The 14,023-nt window shown below is 61.8% G+C and carries 13 protein-coding genes; 7 read left to right on the forward strand and 6 right to left on the reverse strand.

Annotation, left to right across the window (positions count from 1 at the left end):
- The first annotated feature begins 58 nt into the window (after positions 1–58).
- Together OES25_06315 and msrA are read left to right on the forward strand one after the other, a co-directional pair.
- A complete protein-coding gene (locus tag OES25_06315; protein ID MDH3627256.1) occupies positions 59–700 on the forward strand; it encodes a hypothetical protein in 642 nt (213 codons plus the stop codon).
- Entirely contained in the window at positions 697–1,218 is a 522-nt protein-coding gene (msrA, locus tag OES25_06320; GenBank protein MDH3627257.1) for a peptide-methionine (S)-S-oxide reductase MsrA, read from the forward strand. The genes OES25_06315 and msrA overlap by 4 nt, the downstream gene beginning before the upstream one ends.
- On the opposite strand, the gene OES25_06325 is transcribed toward msrA, so the two are convergent.
- The 3 genes from OES25_06325 to OES25_06335 form a co-directional block, all read right to left on the reverse strand.
- Positions 1,215–1,400, reverse strand: a complete 186-nt coding sequence (locus OES25_06325; GenBank protein MDH3627258.1) for a hypothetical protein — start codon at positions 1,398–1,400, stop codon at positions 1,215–1,217. The genes msrA and OES25_06325 overlap by 4 nt on opposite strands.
- A 182-nt stretch (positions 1,401–1,582) precedes the next feature.
- The gene (locus OES25_06330) at positions 1,583–4,012 is read right to left on the reverse strand and encodes a fused MFS/spermidine synthase (protein MDH3627259.1); all 2,430 of its coding nucleotides are present in this window, start codon (positions 4,010–4,012) and stop codon (positions 1,583–1,585) included.
- Positions 4,009–4,758 carry a glutathione S-transferase N-terminal domain-containing protein gene (locus OES25_06335; GenBank protein MDH3627260.1) on the reverse strand — a complete coding sequence of 250 codons (750 nt, stop codon included), beginning with the start codon at positions 4,756–4,758 and terminating at the stop codon, positions 4,009–4,011. The genes OES25_06330 and OES25_06335 overlap by 4 nt, the downstream gene beginning before the upstream one ends.
- 24 nt (positions 4,759–4,782) lie before the next feature.
- Between OES25_06335 and OES25_06340 the strand changes: the two genes are divergently transcribed.
- Entirely contained in the window at positions 4,783–5,754 is a 972-nt protein-coding gene (locus OES25_06340; protein MDH3627261.1) for a DUF72 domain-containing protein, read from the forward strand.
- 98 nt (positions 5,755–5,852) lie between these two features.
- Complete coding sequence (locus tag OES25_06345) at positions 5,853–6,563, forward strand: FKBP-type peptidyl-prolyl cis-trans isomerase (GenBank protein MDH3627262.1); 711 nt, start codon at positions 5,853–5,855, stop codon at positions 6,561–6,563.
- Here the strand turns inward: OES25_06345 and OES25_06350 are convergent.
- The gene (locus tag OES25_06350; protein ID MDH3627263.1) at positions 6,560–7,648 is read right to left on the reverse strand and encodes a hypothetical protein; all 1,089 of its coding nucleotides are present in this window, start codon (positions 7,646–7,648) and stop codon (positions 6,560–6,562) included. The two genes, OES25_06345 and OES25_06350, sit on opposite strands and share 4 nt — an antisense overlap.
- Positions 7,649–7,755: 107 nt before the next feature.
- Here OES25_06350 and OES25_06355 point away from each other — a divergent pair, with 107 nt between their 5' ends.
- Positions 7,756–8,316, forward strand: a complete 561-nt coding sequence (locus OES25_06355; GenBank protein ID MDH3627264.1) for a hypothetical protein — start codon at positions 7,756–7,758, stop codon at positions 8,314–8,316.
- Here the strand turns inward: OES25_06355 and OES25_06360 are convergent.
- Positions 8,306–10,627, reverse strand: a complete 2,322-nt coding sequence (locus OES25_06360) for a PAS domain S-box protein (protein MDH3627265.1) — start codon at positions 10,625–10,627, stop codon at positions 8,306–8,308. The genes OES25_06355 and OES25_06360 overlap by 11 nt on opposite strands.
- 67 nt (positions 10,628–10,694) lie before the next feature.
- Between OES25_06360 and OES25_06365 the strand changes: the two genes are divergently transcribed.
- Positions 10,695–11,996, forward strand: a complete 1,302-nt coding sequence (locus tag OES25_06365; GenBank protein MDH3627266.1) for a hypothetical protein — start codon at positions 10,695–10,697, stop codon at positions 11,994–11,996.
- 22 nt (positions 11,997–12,018) lie between these two features.
- Here the strand turns inward: OES25_06365 and OES25_06370 are convergent, their stop codons facing one another.
- Entirely contained in the window at positions 12,019–12,969 is a 951-nt protein-coding gene (locus tag OES25_06370; GenBank protein MDH3627267.1) for a threonine/serine dehydratase, read from the reverse strand.
- 48 nt (positions 12,970–13,017) lie between these two features.
- On the opposite strand from OES25_06370, the gene OES25_06375 reads away from it, so the two are divergent.
- Positions 13,018–13,701, forward strand: coding sequence for a DUF2461 domain-containing protein (locus tag OES25_06375; protein MDH3627268.1), 684 nt, complete (start codon positions 13,018–13,020; stop codon positions 13,699–13,701).
- The last annotated feature ends 322 nt before the right edge of the window (positions 13,702–14,023 follow it).

The raw sequence follows: 14,023 nt of genomic DNA on the forward strand, positions 1-14,023 counted from the left end.
GAATCGACTCGACGGGCGCCGAGTGGCGGTTTTCGCGATAATGGCGCGAGGAGTGACGATGGCTGAACCGACGGATCTCAGGGCAGGTGCCTACGCCGACGACCTCTGTCGGTCGTGCAAGATCGTCCGGCGACACACGGTCCTCGTGGGTCCGTCGCCCGATCGACCGGCCCGAGTGATCTGCGACTACTGCCAAAGTCAGCACAACTACCGCGGTGGCGCAGAGCGCTGGACCAACCGTCCCCGACCTCGGTCCGCCACAAGCCGTTCCTCGGGAACACAATTCACCGGACAACCGTTCCCCCTGGTAAGCGAACGGGAAAGGAGCCTCGGCGTGGAAGAGAGTGGAGCCGGCGTCAACAGCGCCGACCTGGAGATGATGCTGAGGCAGGTCATCCGAGAAGAGACCGGCCTTACGCCGGTGGTCCCCGCAGATCGGTGGCGTGGGGGCGAGATGGTCTTGCGTCCTGCCGAGGAAGGCGTTCAGGAGAAGAGCTGGCCGATCGAGACTTTCTTCAGCAAGATCGTCATGCTTCGCAACCGGCTGCGGGTCATGGAGCAACAGATCAACGCGGCGGACCTACCGTCGGAGGTCAAGCTGAAGCTCCAGTCGCACCTGACGGGTTGCTATGGATCGCTGACCAGCTTCAACGTTCTGTTCGCCGACGAATCCGATCGATTCAAGGGGAGCGGAAAATGACCCAACAGGCGATGTTTGGTTTGGGATGTTTCTGGGGTGCCGAGAGAAAGTTCTGGCAGTGCGACGGCGTGGTGAAGACCGCCGTCGGTTATGCCGGTGGGACGACGGAGAATCCGAGCTACGAACAGGTGTGTGGCGGAAACACCGGTCACGCCGAGGTCGTCCACGTCGTCTTCGATCCGACGGTCGTTACCTACGAGGCGTTACTCCAGCTGTTCTGGGAGAGCCATAACCCGACCCAGGGCCATCGGCAGGGAAACGATATCGGCAGTCAGTACCGATCGGCCATCTACACCTACGATGACGATCAGGTCCGCGTGGCACAGGCATCGCGAGATGCCTACCAACAGCAGCTAACGGAAGCCGGTTTCGACACGATCACGACAGAGATCGAGGATGCACCCACGTTCTATCCGGCCGAGGAATACCACCAACGCTATCTGGAAAAAAACCCGGGTGGTTACTGTGGCCTCGGCGGTACGGGCGTCAGCTGTCCGATCGGCGTCGTGACTCGTTAGCCGTCGCCGACCAACTCCAGCAGCTTTTCGGGTGGACGCCCGATGGCGGCGCGCCCGCGGTAGACACCGATCGGGCGCTGGAGCAGGGTGGGGTGTTCCACCATGTGCGCGATGAGCTGGTCTTCGGGCTCGTCCCCGGTCAGGCCGAGTTCCTTGTTGGCCGCATCTCGCTTGCGTAACAACGCCCCGGCGGAGACGCCGAGCGCCCCGAGGATCGTGCGGATCTCGCCGTCCGACAGCGGTTCCTTTCGGTACTCGCGATAGCGGTACTCGATCCCTTCCTGCTCGAGTAAGGCGACCGCCTTACGACAGGTGCTTCACGTTCGGGTGCAGATCAACTCAAGCATGGGACGAGTATGACAGATCAGTAGCCAAGAAGCGCTCGTTCCTCGTCGATGGACGCACCACGGAAGAACGCCTGACCGGAGAGATAGTGCAATCTGGGATGATCCAGTGTCTCAATACCGGGAATCTCGCGCTGTAGAGCCGCCGCCAACGCGTCGTCGTCCAGAAGGGCCTGGAGCGCTGCCGCAGAGTCGATGCCGACGTCGGCCAGCGACGCGGCAAGATCCGTTGAATGCGTCATTCGGTCATCGACCGCCGCAAACCGCGCGGGGGTCAATGCGGTCTCCGTCGCAAGCAGCAGATCGTCGCCGCTTGCCGTGCGGAACAGATAGACGTGGGGAAACTCGCTGCGGACGGTCTGCATGACGAGGGCCATGATCTGTTCGTTGGTGGCGTATCGCTGGATCCATTGCAGAAACACGCCACCGTCTTCCAATCGACTCTTGACCAGTCGATAGAAGTCCCGACTGAACAGCTGATCCACACCGGTGACCCAGGGGTTACTGGGTTCCGACGTGATGATGTCCCATCGGCTATCGGAGCGACGGAGGATGCGAAGTGCGTCACCGACGTCGATCGTAACGCGATCGTTATGCTCGAGATCTCGGTTGGCCGCACGGAAGTGCGGGAGGAAGTCCACGACGGCAGGGGCGATCTCTGCCACGGTCACGTCCTTCATCCCCGGGTGGAGCGTCAACTCCGCGGCGGTGACTCCCGTTCCGAGCCCGATGACGAACGCCGAGCGAGGCTCCTGCACCAGGAGGGCCGGGATATGCGCGGCTAATCGAAGTGTCTCTCGATCGAAGTAGGTGCTGGAATCGGACTTGCCGTTGACCAGAACCGATCTCGGTCGGGACTCGCCCGACGATCCCAGTTGCTCGATCAGGGCCGCCGCCAGCGCCGGGAAGCGAAGCGCCAGCGTCTCCTCCGGCCGCGGGTTCTCGATCACCGAGAAGGTCCCCGTCGGGTCGTCCACGTAGGCCAGCACCGAGCGACTCTCGTAGAACTGTCGATAGAACTCGCTGGCCCCATCGTGGGAGTAGTCGAGGGGCGAACGAATTCGAAATGTTCCGGATGCAAACCGCAAGGGGTCGTAGGGAAAGGTCACGCTGACGAACACGGCCAACGTCAGAGCAACGATGGCGAGTAGGCGACCACGGAAGCTCAACCAACGGATCGTCAGCCCGACGGAGAGCGCCACCAGAAGAAGACCGACGACGAACACTTCCCCGATTCCGAGATACGCAAACAAGAGATAGCCGCCGATCAGGCCACCCAGCAGGTTGCCGAGGGCGTTCCATGCAAGCAGCCCCCCCGATGCGGACCCGAGATCCTCAAGCTCGCCCTTCAGGCGGTCGAACAGGATCGGGGGGACCGCACCCATGGCTGCGACGGGCACGATCAGGACGACTGTCAGCACGACGAACACCAGGGAGTAATAGAAGATCATCGCCTCGATCGAGCCGGAGAAGCCGATGCGGACGACATGGGCCAGATACGGCCACCGATCGAGCGTCATGAAAAGCAGGCCCAGGCCGAGCAACGCAATCGATAACGAAAACGCCGCCGTGGCAAGTGAGACACGTGGACGCCGGGCGACCCAGAACGAACCCACCGCGATCGAAGCGATGAAGACTGCAACGACCAGCGAAAAACTGTAAGACGACGCGCCGATCGTCAGTTTCAGGATTCGCACGAACAACGATTCGAACAACATGAAATAGACGCCGGACAGGAGCGCCAGGGTCCACAGCAGACGACGCTCACCGATCGACACCCCGATCGGGGGGGACGTGGTTGTGGGTCTAGAGTCGTGAAGACGTCGACCGATATCCCACCGGTCGAGCACAAGCCAGATACCCCCAACGATCAGATTGACGATCGCCGCGCGCTTCAAGGTGCCGGGCAATCCATACAGTTGGATCAGAGCGAATCCGGCGAGCAACGTCCCGACGAACGCGCCCAGGGTGTTCCATGCGTACAGCCGTGCGTGGGTGCCGGTGGCCCGCTCCAGATCGCGGACGAGTCCACGAGTCAGCATCGGCACCGTGGCTCCCATCCATACCGTCGGGGGGCCCACCAGGAGTATGGCTCCGACGGTTCCCTGAATCACCAGCCACCCGGGCGCTGCGAAGCTCCAACCGGCGGTCAGGCGCTCGACGATCGAGAACCACCACGGGAAAAGAAGTGCCCAGCCGCCGATGCCGATCTCGAGGATTCCGTAGGTCCACAACGGGCGACGAAGCCGACGGGACCATCGTCCGCAGACCAGATATCCGACGGAGAGTCCGCCGAGAAAGACGGCCAGGACCACGGCCGTCGCGAGACTATCGCTGCCGGCGAGCCGGGACAGGTAGCGTTGCCAGACAACCTGGTAGGTCAGCGCGCAACCACCGGTCAGCAGGACGGTCAGATGGATCAGAGTCCACAGCGGTCGCTCGAGTTTCACGAACGCTCTGCCTGAATCCAGCGCGGGACCGGGGATCCACATGCCTCGAAGACCGCGACGGCATGATCGATCAACTCGCGACGACTCTTCACGATCTCCATGACCTGTGGAAGCGTGTCATGGTAGCCCGCCTGCACGACGAGGGACGCCAGGGCCAGATCGCCCCGGGCGGGCGTGGGACGCCCCTGCAGGAACGGACCGCGACCGATCGCGGCGGCCACGCGGCCGTAGTCCGTCGCGATGGTCTCCAGAACGTCCTCGGCAGAGCGTCGTCCCACGCCGACGGCCATCGCCCGTTTCCGCATCGTTCGCGGCAGGATCAACGGTGCGAGAAAACGAATCGAGGCCGGTGCCGGTCGAAGCAATGCTTCGAGAAAGCGACGTGCTGTCGTCGGCTGTACCCAGCGGAGGTAGAATCCGTGCCAGTAAAGATGATCGTTGACGACGCGGTCCCAGAGATAATCGATCGTCCGCTGGTTCTCATCCTGGATCCAGAGATCGGACTCGGGATAGTCCTTCTCCAACCGGTCGAGTATTCGACAGGACTCGGCGATCGTCTCGTCGCCCATCTTCAAGCTGGGAAGTCGACCGGTCGGGCTGTGACGATCCGCCTGTTTCCCGGAGGTCAACACGATCACTTCGAATGGCAATCCAAGACGCTGCAGAGCCAGGTCGACCTTCACGCACGGTGGCGAGACCGACACGAGACCATCACCACCGGGGTAGACGTAGAGGCTCATCGTCATGCCTGCCACTATACTGGCTTGAAGATGAAAAACGATGATCGCCAGAGGTCGTTGTTCGGCAAACCCGTCCCGCCCAGCAAGACCGTCGAAGCGGTTGCGGTGGAGCCGAAACTCGCCGACATCGCACGCTCGTTACCGTCCAACGTTCGCTTCGGTACGTCGTCGTGGAGCTTCCCCGGTTGGGAGGGACTGGTCTACGATCGCAAGTCCTCGAAACAGACCCTGGCGCGAGTCGGGTTGCAGGCCTACGCGAAGCACCCGCTCCTCAACACGGTGGGGATCGATCGCACGTACTATCGACCGGTCACGGCCGACGAGTTGGCGACCTATCGCCAGCAGGTGCCCGAGGACTTCCGGTTTCTCGTCAAGGCGACTCGGGACTGTTGTTCTCCGCGTCTTGCAAGTCGACAGTCCAATCCCCTCTTTCTCGATCCCCACTGGACCACCGATCAGGTTGTCCAACCGTTTATGGAAGGCCTGGAGGAGACGGGTGAACGACTCGTATTTCAGTTTCCGCCTCTCGGTCCGCAGATCCTCAAACAGCCGGAGCGGTTTCTGGAGCGTCTGCAGTCGTTCTTCGCCGAGCTTCCGCGTGGGCCATCGTATGCGGTAGAGCTGCGGGACGAGTCGCTGTTGTTCCCGAATCTCGCGACAGCGTTGACGGATCAAGGTGTTCACATCTGCTACAGCCTCCACTCGCGAATGCCACCGCTTCAGCGACAACGAGAGTTACTGGGACAGACCGAGGCCACGCCGCTGACCGCTCGATGGATGCTGCACTCCGGTCTCGGCTACGAGGCCGCGATCGAACGGTACGAACCCTTCGACCAACTCGTCGACGAGGACCCGGGTACCCGATCGGCGCTGACGGCCGCCTGCGAGGAGAACGTCCTTGCCGGCCACAGCGTCCTGGTCATCGTCAACAACAAGGCCGAGGGATCGTCGCCATTGTCGGTTTTTCGGTTGGCAGAGGCCCTTTCGGTCTTACTCGATTGATGAGCCACGGGCCCCAACGTGGCGGTAATCCCTGATTTCAGGGACAATACTTCGCTGCGACCGGGGCTTGCCGGCGTGGACTAAACGGGAGATTCGAAGTGAAGAAGCTGTTGCTCGTACTACTGGTGGTGTTTCTGGTGATCCCTGCATGGGCCCAGAGCCCCGAGCCCAAATCGGACAAACCGAGCGAACCCGCGTCAACCGACGCAGGCGATGAAGACAAGATCCTGTACAGCATCGGCATGCTCCTCGCACGCCAGGTCATCCCTCTTGGACTCGATAGCCGCCAGGTCGAATCGATGGTCGAGGGACTACGCGACGGCGCGCTGAAGAACGAGCCCAAGGTGGACGCTCAGGCGTATGCGGAAAAAGTTCAGACCTTCGTAACGGAGCAGATCAAGGTCGCTCAGGCGAAAGAGAAGGACTTGAGCGCCGCGTACGTGGTGGAGACTGCCAAGCGGCCCGGTGCGGTTCAAACCGATTCCGGACTGGTCTACGAAGAACTCGAGGTCGGCGAAGGCGACATGCCGACGATGGAAGACCGAGTCCGCGTCCACTATCACGGAACTCTCCGAGACGGCACGGTCTTCGATTCGTCCCTCGGCGGTGCACCTGCGGAGTTCTCGATGAGCGGCGTGGTCCGTTGCTTCAGCGAGGGGCTCAAGAGAATGAAAGCCGGCGGGAAGGCACGGATCACCTGTCCGTCCGATATCGCGTACGGCGAGCGGGGTTCCCCGCCGAAGATTCTCCCCGGCGCTGCGTTGACGTTCGATCTCGAACTGGTCGCGGTGATCGCCAGCGGAAGCTAGTCGGAACCGGAACGCCCGAGCGTGAGACCCACAACACGTGTCAGGTCAGGAAGACGGATGGGTTTGCGCAGGACGACAACCTGCTCAAGTCCGTCCGTTTCCGGATCGAAGTCCGCGATCAGAACCAGAGGCAGATCCGGGCGTAGCCGACGGATTTCGTCGACCCAGGAACGAACGTCGTGATCCTCCACACTCCCCTGAAACGTCGCGACCAGTAGTTGCGTCTCCTTCAAGAGATCCGTATCTGCGGTTGCGTCGAGTTTCAGTTGCGAGACGCAGTCCGTTCGGTAGCCCGCGACGTGTAACTCGGCCTTGATGATCTCGCGAATGTGACGTCGCGGCTCCACGACCAGAACCGACTCGCCGGACACCTCGGCGCACTCTCGCGACGTCTCGGTCGAGGTGGCCTGCTCATGCCACGATTCGATGTTCAGCGAGATCGACAGGAGTTCATCCGATCCATCCTGCTGCACATCCAGCGTGGCACCTTCTTCGTGCAGGAGCGTGTTGGCCATTTCCAGTTCGGTGTAGGCGCGAGTGTTTGCGGGTGTCGACATCTCACAGACGCGGAAACTCAACACCAATCGGCTCCGCGATCGGTGGGTTTCCATCAGAATCGAGGAGCCCTTCAGGATCGCCCGTCGCAGATACATGACGAACGAGACCAGTGCCACGTGTAGCTGTCGTGGCGAGCCCGGGACAACCGGGCTGTTCATCCCGGAGCCGAAATCCTCCGGAATCTCGACAGACGGAAGAAGCCGATGCAGGATCGGCCAGAAGTCCCGAAGGCAACCCGTGACCGTGTACCCATCCACCGCATCGATCGTCGTGTCCGATTCACCCATCACGAGGCTCAGAGCGTGCGTGAGGCCGGAAGCCTGTTCGCACGCGAGACCGACCGCGGCCAGCGCCTCGTCTCGCGCTTCCTCGCCTAGATCCTGGATCGTCGCGTCGGCCGCAAGTTGGGAATAACCCAGCGTGGCGGTCATCAGGTTGTTGAGGTCGTGGATGATCCTATGGGCAAGCCGATCGACCATCTCTCGATCGCGGCTTCCCGTCCACGCCTGAAACTCTCGCTCACCCATGATGGCGTCCACCGTACACGACGGACCGGGAGGGGCAAAATGCAGGAGGCTATGGATTCGGGCTACAATCGGAATGCGATTCCGTCTCGTCGCAAAAAGGATTCTTCATGAAGCGTATCGCCGTACTCGTGTTCATCTCCGCGTTGGTGCTCTCGGCTGCCGCGCCGGCTGTCGCCGCAAATCCCGAGAAAGTCGCCCTCAAGAAGGCCAAGATCGACCAGATCGCCGATTTCTCGTTGAATCGACTGTTCGAAAAGAGCCCTCGCGCCAGAGAGCTGTTCGAGCAGAGCTACGGCTATGCGGTCTTCGACAATACGAAGGTTTCCCTGGGAATCACCGGTGGCGGAGGGCGTGGTGTGGCCGTGAATCGTCAGGCCAACACCAAGCTCTACATGAAGATGGGGTCCGGCGGACTCAATCTCGGTCTGGGGCTGCAGTTCTTTCAGGTCGTGTTCATGTTCCAGGACGAGACGGCATACACCAACTTCACGAACAACGGTTGGCATGCCCAGGCGGGAGCCAACGCGGTCGCCGGCCGCGCCGGAGCCAACAAGGAGACGACTTTCACCAACGGTGTCGCGATCTTTCAGATGACCGACGCGGGCCTGATGCTTCAGGCCGACATCTCCGGAACGCGTTACTGGCGCGCGAAGAAGTTCAACCGTTAGCCCGATCGCGACGATCCAACTCCTGGCGAATTCTTCGCAGCAGTTCGTCGGGCCTGAACGGCTTCTGCAGTAGATCGGTCTCCCCGGGTTCCAGCTGACCCGCCGCAAATCCCGTCATGTACAGCACGACAAGATCGGGGTAGGTTTCGCGAACCCGAGTCGCCAGCTCGACCCCGCTGATACCCGGCATCATGACGTCGGTCAGGAGCAGGTCGAAAGGCTCGGCGGCCGCGTTCAACCGGGCCCAGGCCGCGTCCCCGGTGGGCACACTCTCCACGTAGTATCCACGCTGCTCCAGGGCCTGACAGATCACGCGACGAATCGCCGCGTCGTCCTCGGCGATGAGAATGCGCTCGACTCCGCCGTCGTCCTGGGATGTCGCTGTCACTACGTAGTCTGGATACGCATCGTCGCCGGGAAGGGCGTTGAGCGGAAAGTTGACCGTTACCGAGGTTCCGCTCCCGAGCGTGCTCTCGACGGCGATCGAGCCGCCGCTCTGCTCCACGATGCCGTAAACCGTCGCAAGCCCCAGTCCACTTCCCTTTCCCGACGCCTTGGTCGAAAAGAACGGCTCGAAGACCCGTCGTCGAGTCGCCTCGTCCATCCCACAGCCGTCGTCGGTGACCGTCAGCCGGGTATGACGCGTGTCGTCGATCGTGACGCCACCTGTCTTTACGAAGATCGAACCACCCCCGATCATGGCATCGCGGGCGTTGAGAGCGAGGTTCATCAATACCTGTTCAAGTTGTCCGCGGTCCGCAAGAAACACCAGGGGTGTCGTCGACAACTCTGTCTTCAACACGATGTGATCACCGATCAAACGCCGCAGAAGACCCTCCATATCGAGTACCACGGACTCCAGCGTCACTGGTTTCGCCTGGAGAACCTGCTTCCGTGCGAAGGCGAGGAGCTGTTGGGTCAGATCTGCCCCACGGTCGTTCGCATGACGGATCTCGGTTACCGCCTCGCGCACGCTCTCGGTCATCGACTCCTGCCGCTCGATAACGTCCGCGAAGCCGGCGATCACCGTCAGGAGATTGTTGAAGTCGTGGGCTACGCCACCGGCGAGATGACCGATCGCCTCGAGTTTCTGAGCCTGCCTCAGACGTTCTTCAAGCTGCTGTTTGTCGGTAATATCACGGGAACATAGGGAAACGGCGACACGACCTTCACTATCCCGATGTGAGCTGCCCACCGTTTCGAAGTGACGCCAATTGCCGTCGTTCGTTCGAAGTCGCGCGACCAACACATCGGAGCGGTCCGGAACATCCAGCAGCTGAGCGAGTTTCTTGGAGGCGACGGGTAGATCGTCCGGATGGATGTATTCGGCGATGCTATGACCGAGACTGTCGATCATGTCGTAGCCCAGGGCTGCCTCGACCGATGACGAGATGTATTGAACGCACATCTGATCGTCCACAACCGTAATCAGATCGCGTACGTTGTCGATCACCATCTTGAAGAACGCTTCTCGACGATCCAGTGCCAGTTCGGCACGACGTCGCCCCGTGACGTCTTGACGGGTGCTCCAGACTCGCGTGAGCATCCCGCCCTCGGTGATACCGAGGCTGGTTCCCGTATACCAGAGCGGCTCGCCGCTCCCCGACGTCAGCTCGAGTTCGAACGCGTCGTCGCGATAGCCGTTCTTGACGAACGCTTTCACCTGATTCGCAGGTTGATCGGTGCCGCTTCGCATGACGGACTCAACCGACGTACCGACCATATCGGCGGCGCTTGGATAGCTATAGATGCGTGCGAAGGCGTCATTACATTCGGCGACACGCCCCGAACGCAGGAGGCGGGTCACCTGCTCGTCGACCGGTATATCGGTCTGGATGGGTTCATCAAACTCGTAGCGGACAATCCCCTCGCGAGACTGTTGAACAAAGGTGCGATACCGCTCGGCCGCGCGATGAAGCGAATCGAGCGTCTCGCGGGATTCCGATACATCGAAGGAGGTCGAGATGATCCAGCGTTGCCCTTCGACCTCCATCCACTCGGAGCAGATGTCGAAGATGCGGGTCTCGCCGTTCGCACAACGAATCGACGCCTGGAAGTGACGGATAGAGCCAGACTCAACCATCTGCTCGAGAAGACGCTTGCGATCGGACTGGTTGATCCAGAGCATCTGCAGGCTCGTCTTTCCGACGATCGCTTCCGTTGTGTAACCGGTCTCCAGAGTGAAACGCCGATTGATGTACCGCACGATGCCGTCGGGGAAACTGGTGACCGCCGTCCCGTGGGGCATCAGATCCACCAGCGAGCGGAGCGTCGCATTCGAGAAAGCGTTGTCTGAACGTGGTGCAGTCATGACGTCGCCCCATCCTACCAAAGCGGCTGGAACCCGTACTATCATGGTGGGAACCAGCGAGGTCAGGATGCGACTCGGACTCAGAACAACGACCTTCGCACTGTCCATGGTCGTGGCGCTCACGGTGTTGGCCCAGGAAGGCGGCGACTACTACGGCGGGCTCGAGGCCTATGAGCGTGGGGACCACGAGGTCGCCATCGAGTTATGGCAACCGCTGGTCCGGCAGGGCGACGACGAGGCGAGCTATCGGTTGGCGTTGCTCTACGAGTCGGCACCGGCACCCTACCGCGATCCGTCCGCCGCGGTTCAGCTGTATGAGCGTCTCGCCACCGACGGCAACCCACGGGCGCAGAACAACCTCGGTCGATGTTTCGAGGCCGGGATCGGTACCGAGGTCAATCTCGAGCGTGCGGTGCACTGGTATCGGCAAGCGGCCCGTCAGGGGCGATCCATCGCCCAGGCCAATCTAGCCAGGCTGTACGAGTCCGGCCGCGGTGTTTCACGATCCCTCGACGACGCCATCCGCTGGTACCGTGCGGCGGCCAGTCAGGGACACGCCGGCTCTCAGAACCGTGTGGGTTACGCCTACGCCACCGGCGAGGGTCTTCCGTCCGACGGCGGGCAGGCGGCCAAGTGGTTCAAGCGTGCCGCAAAGAACGATCTTGCCGACGCGCAGAACAATCTCGCCGTGCTGCTGGACGAAGGCCGCGCGGGAAAGGCACAGCCCGGAAAGGCCCTGGACGGCTACGCCCGGGCGGCGGCCCAGGATCTGGTCGCGGCTCAGATCAACCTTGCCGGCAAGTATCGCCACGGGCGTGGCGTCATCCGGGATACGGCGAAGGCCGACCTCTGGGTGCAACGGATCAAAGGGCGACAGCGAGAGCCCTTCACGCTGACGCTGGCTCTTCCGTTCGACCCACCGCCGACCTCTGAACCGAAACCGGTCGTCGTGACGCTGGAACCCACGAAGACGATAGAGCCGACGGTGGTCGAGCCGACGGTGGTTGAACCGACGGTCGTTGAACCCGTAGAAAGCACCGTCGAGCGGGTCGAGAGTTCGGTCACCCCGGATCAGTGGTACGAGCGCGCGCTGGCGTACGGTTCCGGTGAGGGAAAATCTCGCGATCTCGCAGCCGCGGAACAGGCCTATCGACGTGCCGCCGACGCCGGGCACGGCATGGCGGCGTACAAACTTGGGTTCGTCTACATGCGGGGGCTCTCCGCCCACGGCAAGGTCGACTACCTCGAGGCCCATCGCTGGTTCGGTGTTGCCGCATCTCGCGGGATCGGCGATGCCGCCACGTGGCAGAAAAAGATGTCAGAGAAACTCACCCGGAAGGAGCGTCGCGACGCCGGTCTCGACGATTAGCGGGGCGTCATCGCCGCCACCGCTAGCGCGTTCCCAATCGGCTGAGATCGACATTGCCGCCGCTGACGATGCAGCAGACCTGGGCCGTCGGTGGCAGCTTGATCTTGTCTTCGAGAAGAGCGGCCAGAGCCGCCGCCCCCGACGGTTCACAGGCCAGCTTGCAGCGGGTCACGATCCAGTCCATTGCTTCCAGGATCGTCTCGTCGCGGACGGTGACCACGTCGTCCACTAACCGCTGGACATGACGCAGATTGAGCTCTCCCGCGAATGGCGCCGCCAGGCCGTCGGCGAGGGTCTGAGGGTGACCGATCGAGATCGGTTTACCTGCGGCCAACGCCTGACCCATCCCATCGGCATTCTCCGGTTCGACCCCATAGAGTTTCACTTCGGGTCGCCGGGATCGGATTGCCGCCGCGATGCCGCTGATCAGTCCTCCACCACCGACCGGCACGATGACGTGGGTGACCTCGGGAAGATCCTCCAGGATCTCGAATCCGATCGTCCCATGACCGGCGACGATCCTGGCGTCGTCGAATGGATGGACCAGGGTCAACCCTTCTTCCCGCTGCAAACGATCGACCTCTTCCATCAGGTCGCCATCGGTTCGGACCACGCGCCCGCCGTAGCGTTCGGTCGCATCGATCTTGGATTGCACCGCCCGACCGGGCATCACGATCGTCGCCGGTGCGCCGTAGGTCGCCGCGCCGCACGCGAGGGCGGCGGCATGATTACCGGCGGACATCGAGACGAGGCCACGGGATAACGTTTCTCGATCGAGGCCGGCCAGGCAGTTGAGCACGCCGCGGATCTTGAACGACCCCGTGCGCTGGAACAGCTCGGCCTTGAAGTGGACATTCTTTCCGAGGTGGGCGGAGAGACTGGACGATCCGTGGATCGGCGTGTGATGGACGTGGGCCGCGATCCTAGAACGTGCGGCGAGGATCTCGGCGCCGCTGACCAGTGACTCGCCCATGGCCCCACTATAGATGACAACCCCCTGCCGCCGGATTAGAGTGGACCGATGCCAAGCCCATTCCGCAAATCGCTGTTTCGCTATCTGAACGACCTCAAGGCCAACAACAACCGCGATTGGTTTCAGGCCCACAAGGACCGCTACGAAGACGAGATCCTGGAGCCGGCCCAGATCTTCATTCAGACGATGCAGCCGCGTCTGGCCAAGATCTCGCCCCAGATTGTCGCCAGCGATCGCAGGGTCGGTGGATCGCTGATGCGAATCTATCGTGATGTCCGGTTCTCCAAGGACAAACAGCCGTACAAGACGAACGTCGGTATCCAGTTTCGTCATGTGGCCGGCAAGGACGTTCATGCCCCCGGCTATTACGTCCATATCGATTCCGACGAGGTCTTCCTGGGGGCCGGGATCTGGCGCCCGCCGTCCGACGCATTGAAGGCCGTTCGCGCGAAGATCGACGGCGAGCCGAAGAGTTGGAAGCGAGTTCGCGATGCAAGTCGTTTCAAGAGGAGCTGGAGCCTGGGCGGGGATAGCCTCAAGCGTCCGCCGCGGGGCTACACCGAGGAGCATCCTCTCATCGAAGACCTGAAACGGAAGGACCTCATCGCCGTCTGCAAGCTACCGAAGTCGGCGGTCACTCGTCCCGATTTTGTGAAGGATGTTGCGGTTCGGTTTGCCGACGCCGCCGGATTCATGCGCTGGATCGCGGACTGTCACGACCTGCCGTTCTAACGCAACGTGACCCGAAGAATGTTGTAGTCACGACGCCACGCGTCGAGTGTGCCAGTCATGCCCCCAGATCTGGATGTCGATGGGCTCGAGTGTCGACTCTCGCGGACACCGTCGTGCAAGATCTGCACCGAGTCCGTAGCCGGAAGAGGCTAGCCCGAGATCCTTCCGGCAAACAGCCGCTTGGCGAGGAAATTCTGCCAGGTCCAGAGCGATGACGTCAGCCCGACCCGCATCGCCGGCGAGATCAGCTCGGGCCTTCGCTCTGTCATGCGCTTGATGAAGTTTCGCCAGATCGCAAAGAGCATCGCCCTGCCGTTTACGT

Source organism: Acidobacteriota bacterium (assembly GCA_029861955.1).
Classification (GTDB): Bacteria; Acidobacteriota; Polarisedimenticolia; order Polarisedimenticolales; family Polarisedimenticolaceae; genus JAOTYK01.

What these genes read in the sequence shown, in the direction of transcription:
- OES25_06335 (MDH3627260.1), bottom strand. Translation starts at nt 4,758, where the DNA reads ATGACGATGAGCCTCTACGTCTACCCCGGTGGTGATGGTCTCGTGTCG.
- OES25_06365 (MDH3627266.1), top strand. Translation starts at nt 10,695, where the DNA reads ATGCGACTCGGACTCAGAACAACGACCTTCGCACTGTCCATGGTCGTG.
- OES25_06370 (MDH3627267.1), bottom strand. Translation starts at nt 12,969, where the DNA reads ATGGGCGAGTCACTGGTCAGCGGCGCCGAGATCCTCGCCGCACGTTCT.
- OES25_06340 (MDH3627261.1), top strand. Translation starts at nt 4,783, where the DNA reads ATGAAAAACGATGATCGCCAGAGGTCGTTGTTCGGCAAACCCGTCCCG.
- OES25_06350 (MDH3627263.1), bottom strand. Translation starts at nt 7,648, where the DNA reads ATGGGTGAGCGAGAGTTTCAGGCGTGGACGGGAAGCCGCGATCGAGAG.
- OES25_06360 (MDH3627265.1), bottom strand. Translation starts at nt 10,627, where the DNA reads ATGACTGCACCACGTTCAGACAACGCTTTCTCGAATGCGACGCTCCGC.
- msrA (MDH3627257.1), top strand. Translation starts at nt 697, where the DNA reads ATGACCCAACAGGCGATGTTTGGTTTGGGATGTTTCTGGGGTGCCGAG.
- OES25_06355 (MDH3627264.1), top strand. Translation starts at nt 7,756, where the DNA reads ATGAAGCGTATCGCCGTACTCGTGTTCATCTCCGCGTTGGTGCTCTCG.
- OES25_06375 (MDH3627268.1), top strand. Translation starts at nt 13,018, where the DNA reads ATGCCAAGCCCATTCCGCAAATCGCTGTTTCGCTATCTGAACGACCTC.
- OES25_06315 (MDH3627256.1), top strand. Translation starts at nt 59, where the DNA reads ATGGCTGAACCGACGGATCTCAGGGCAGGTGCCTACGCCGACGACCTC.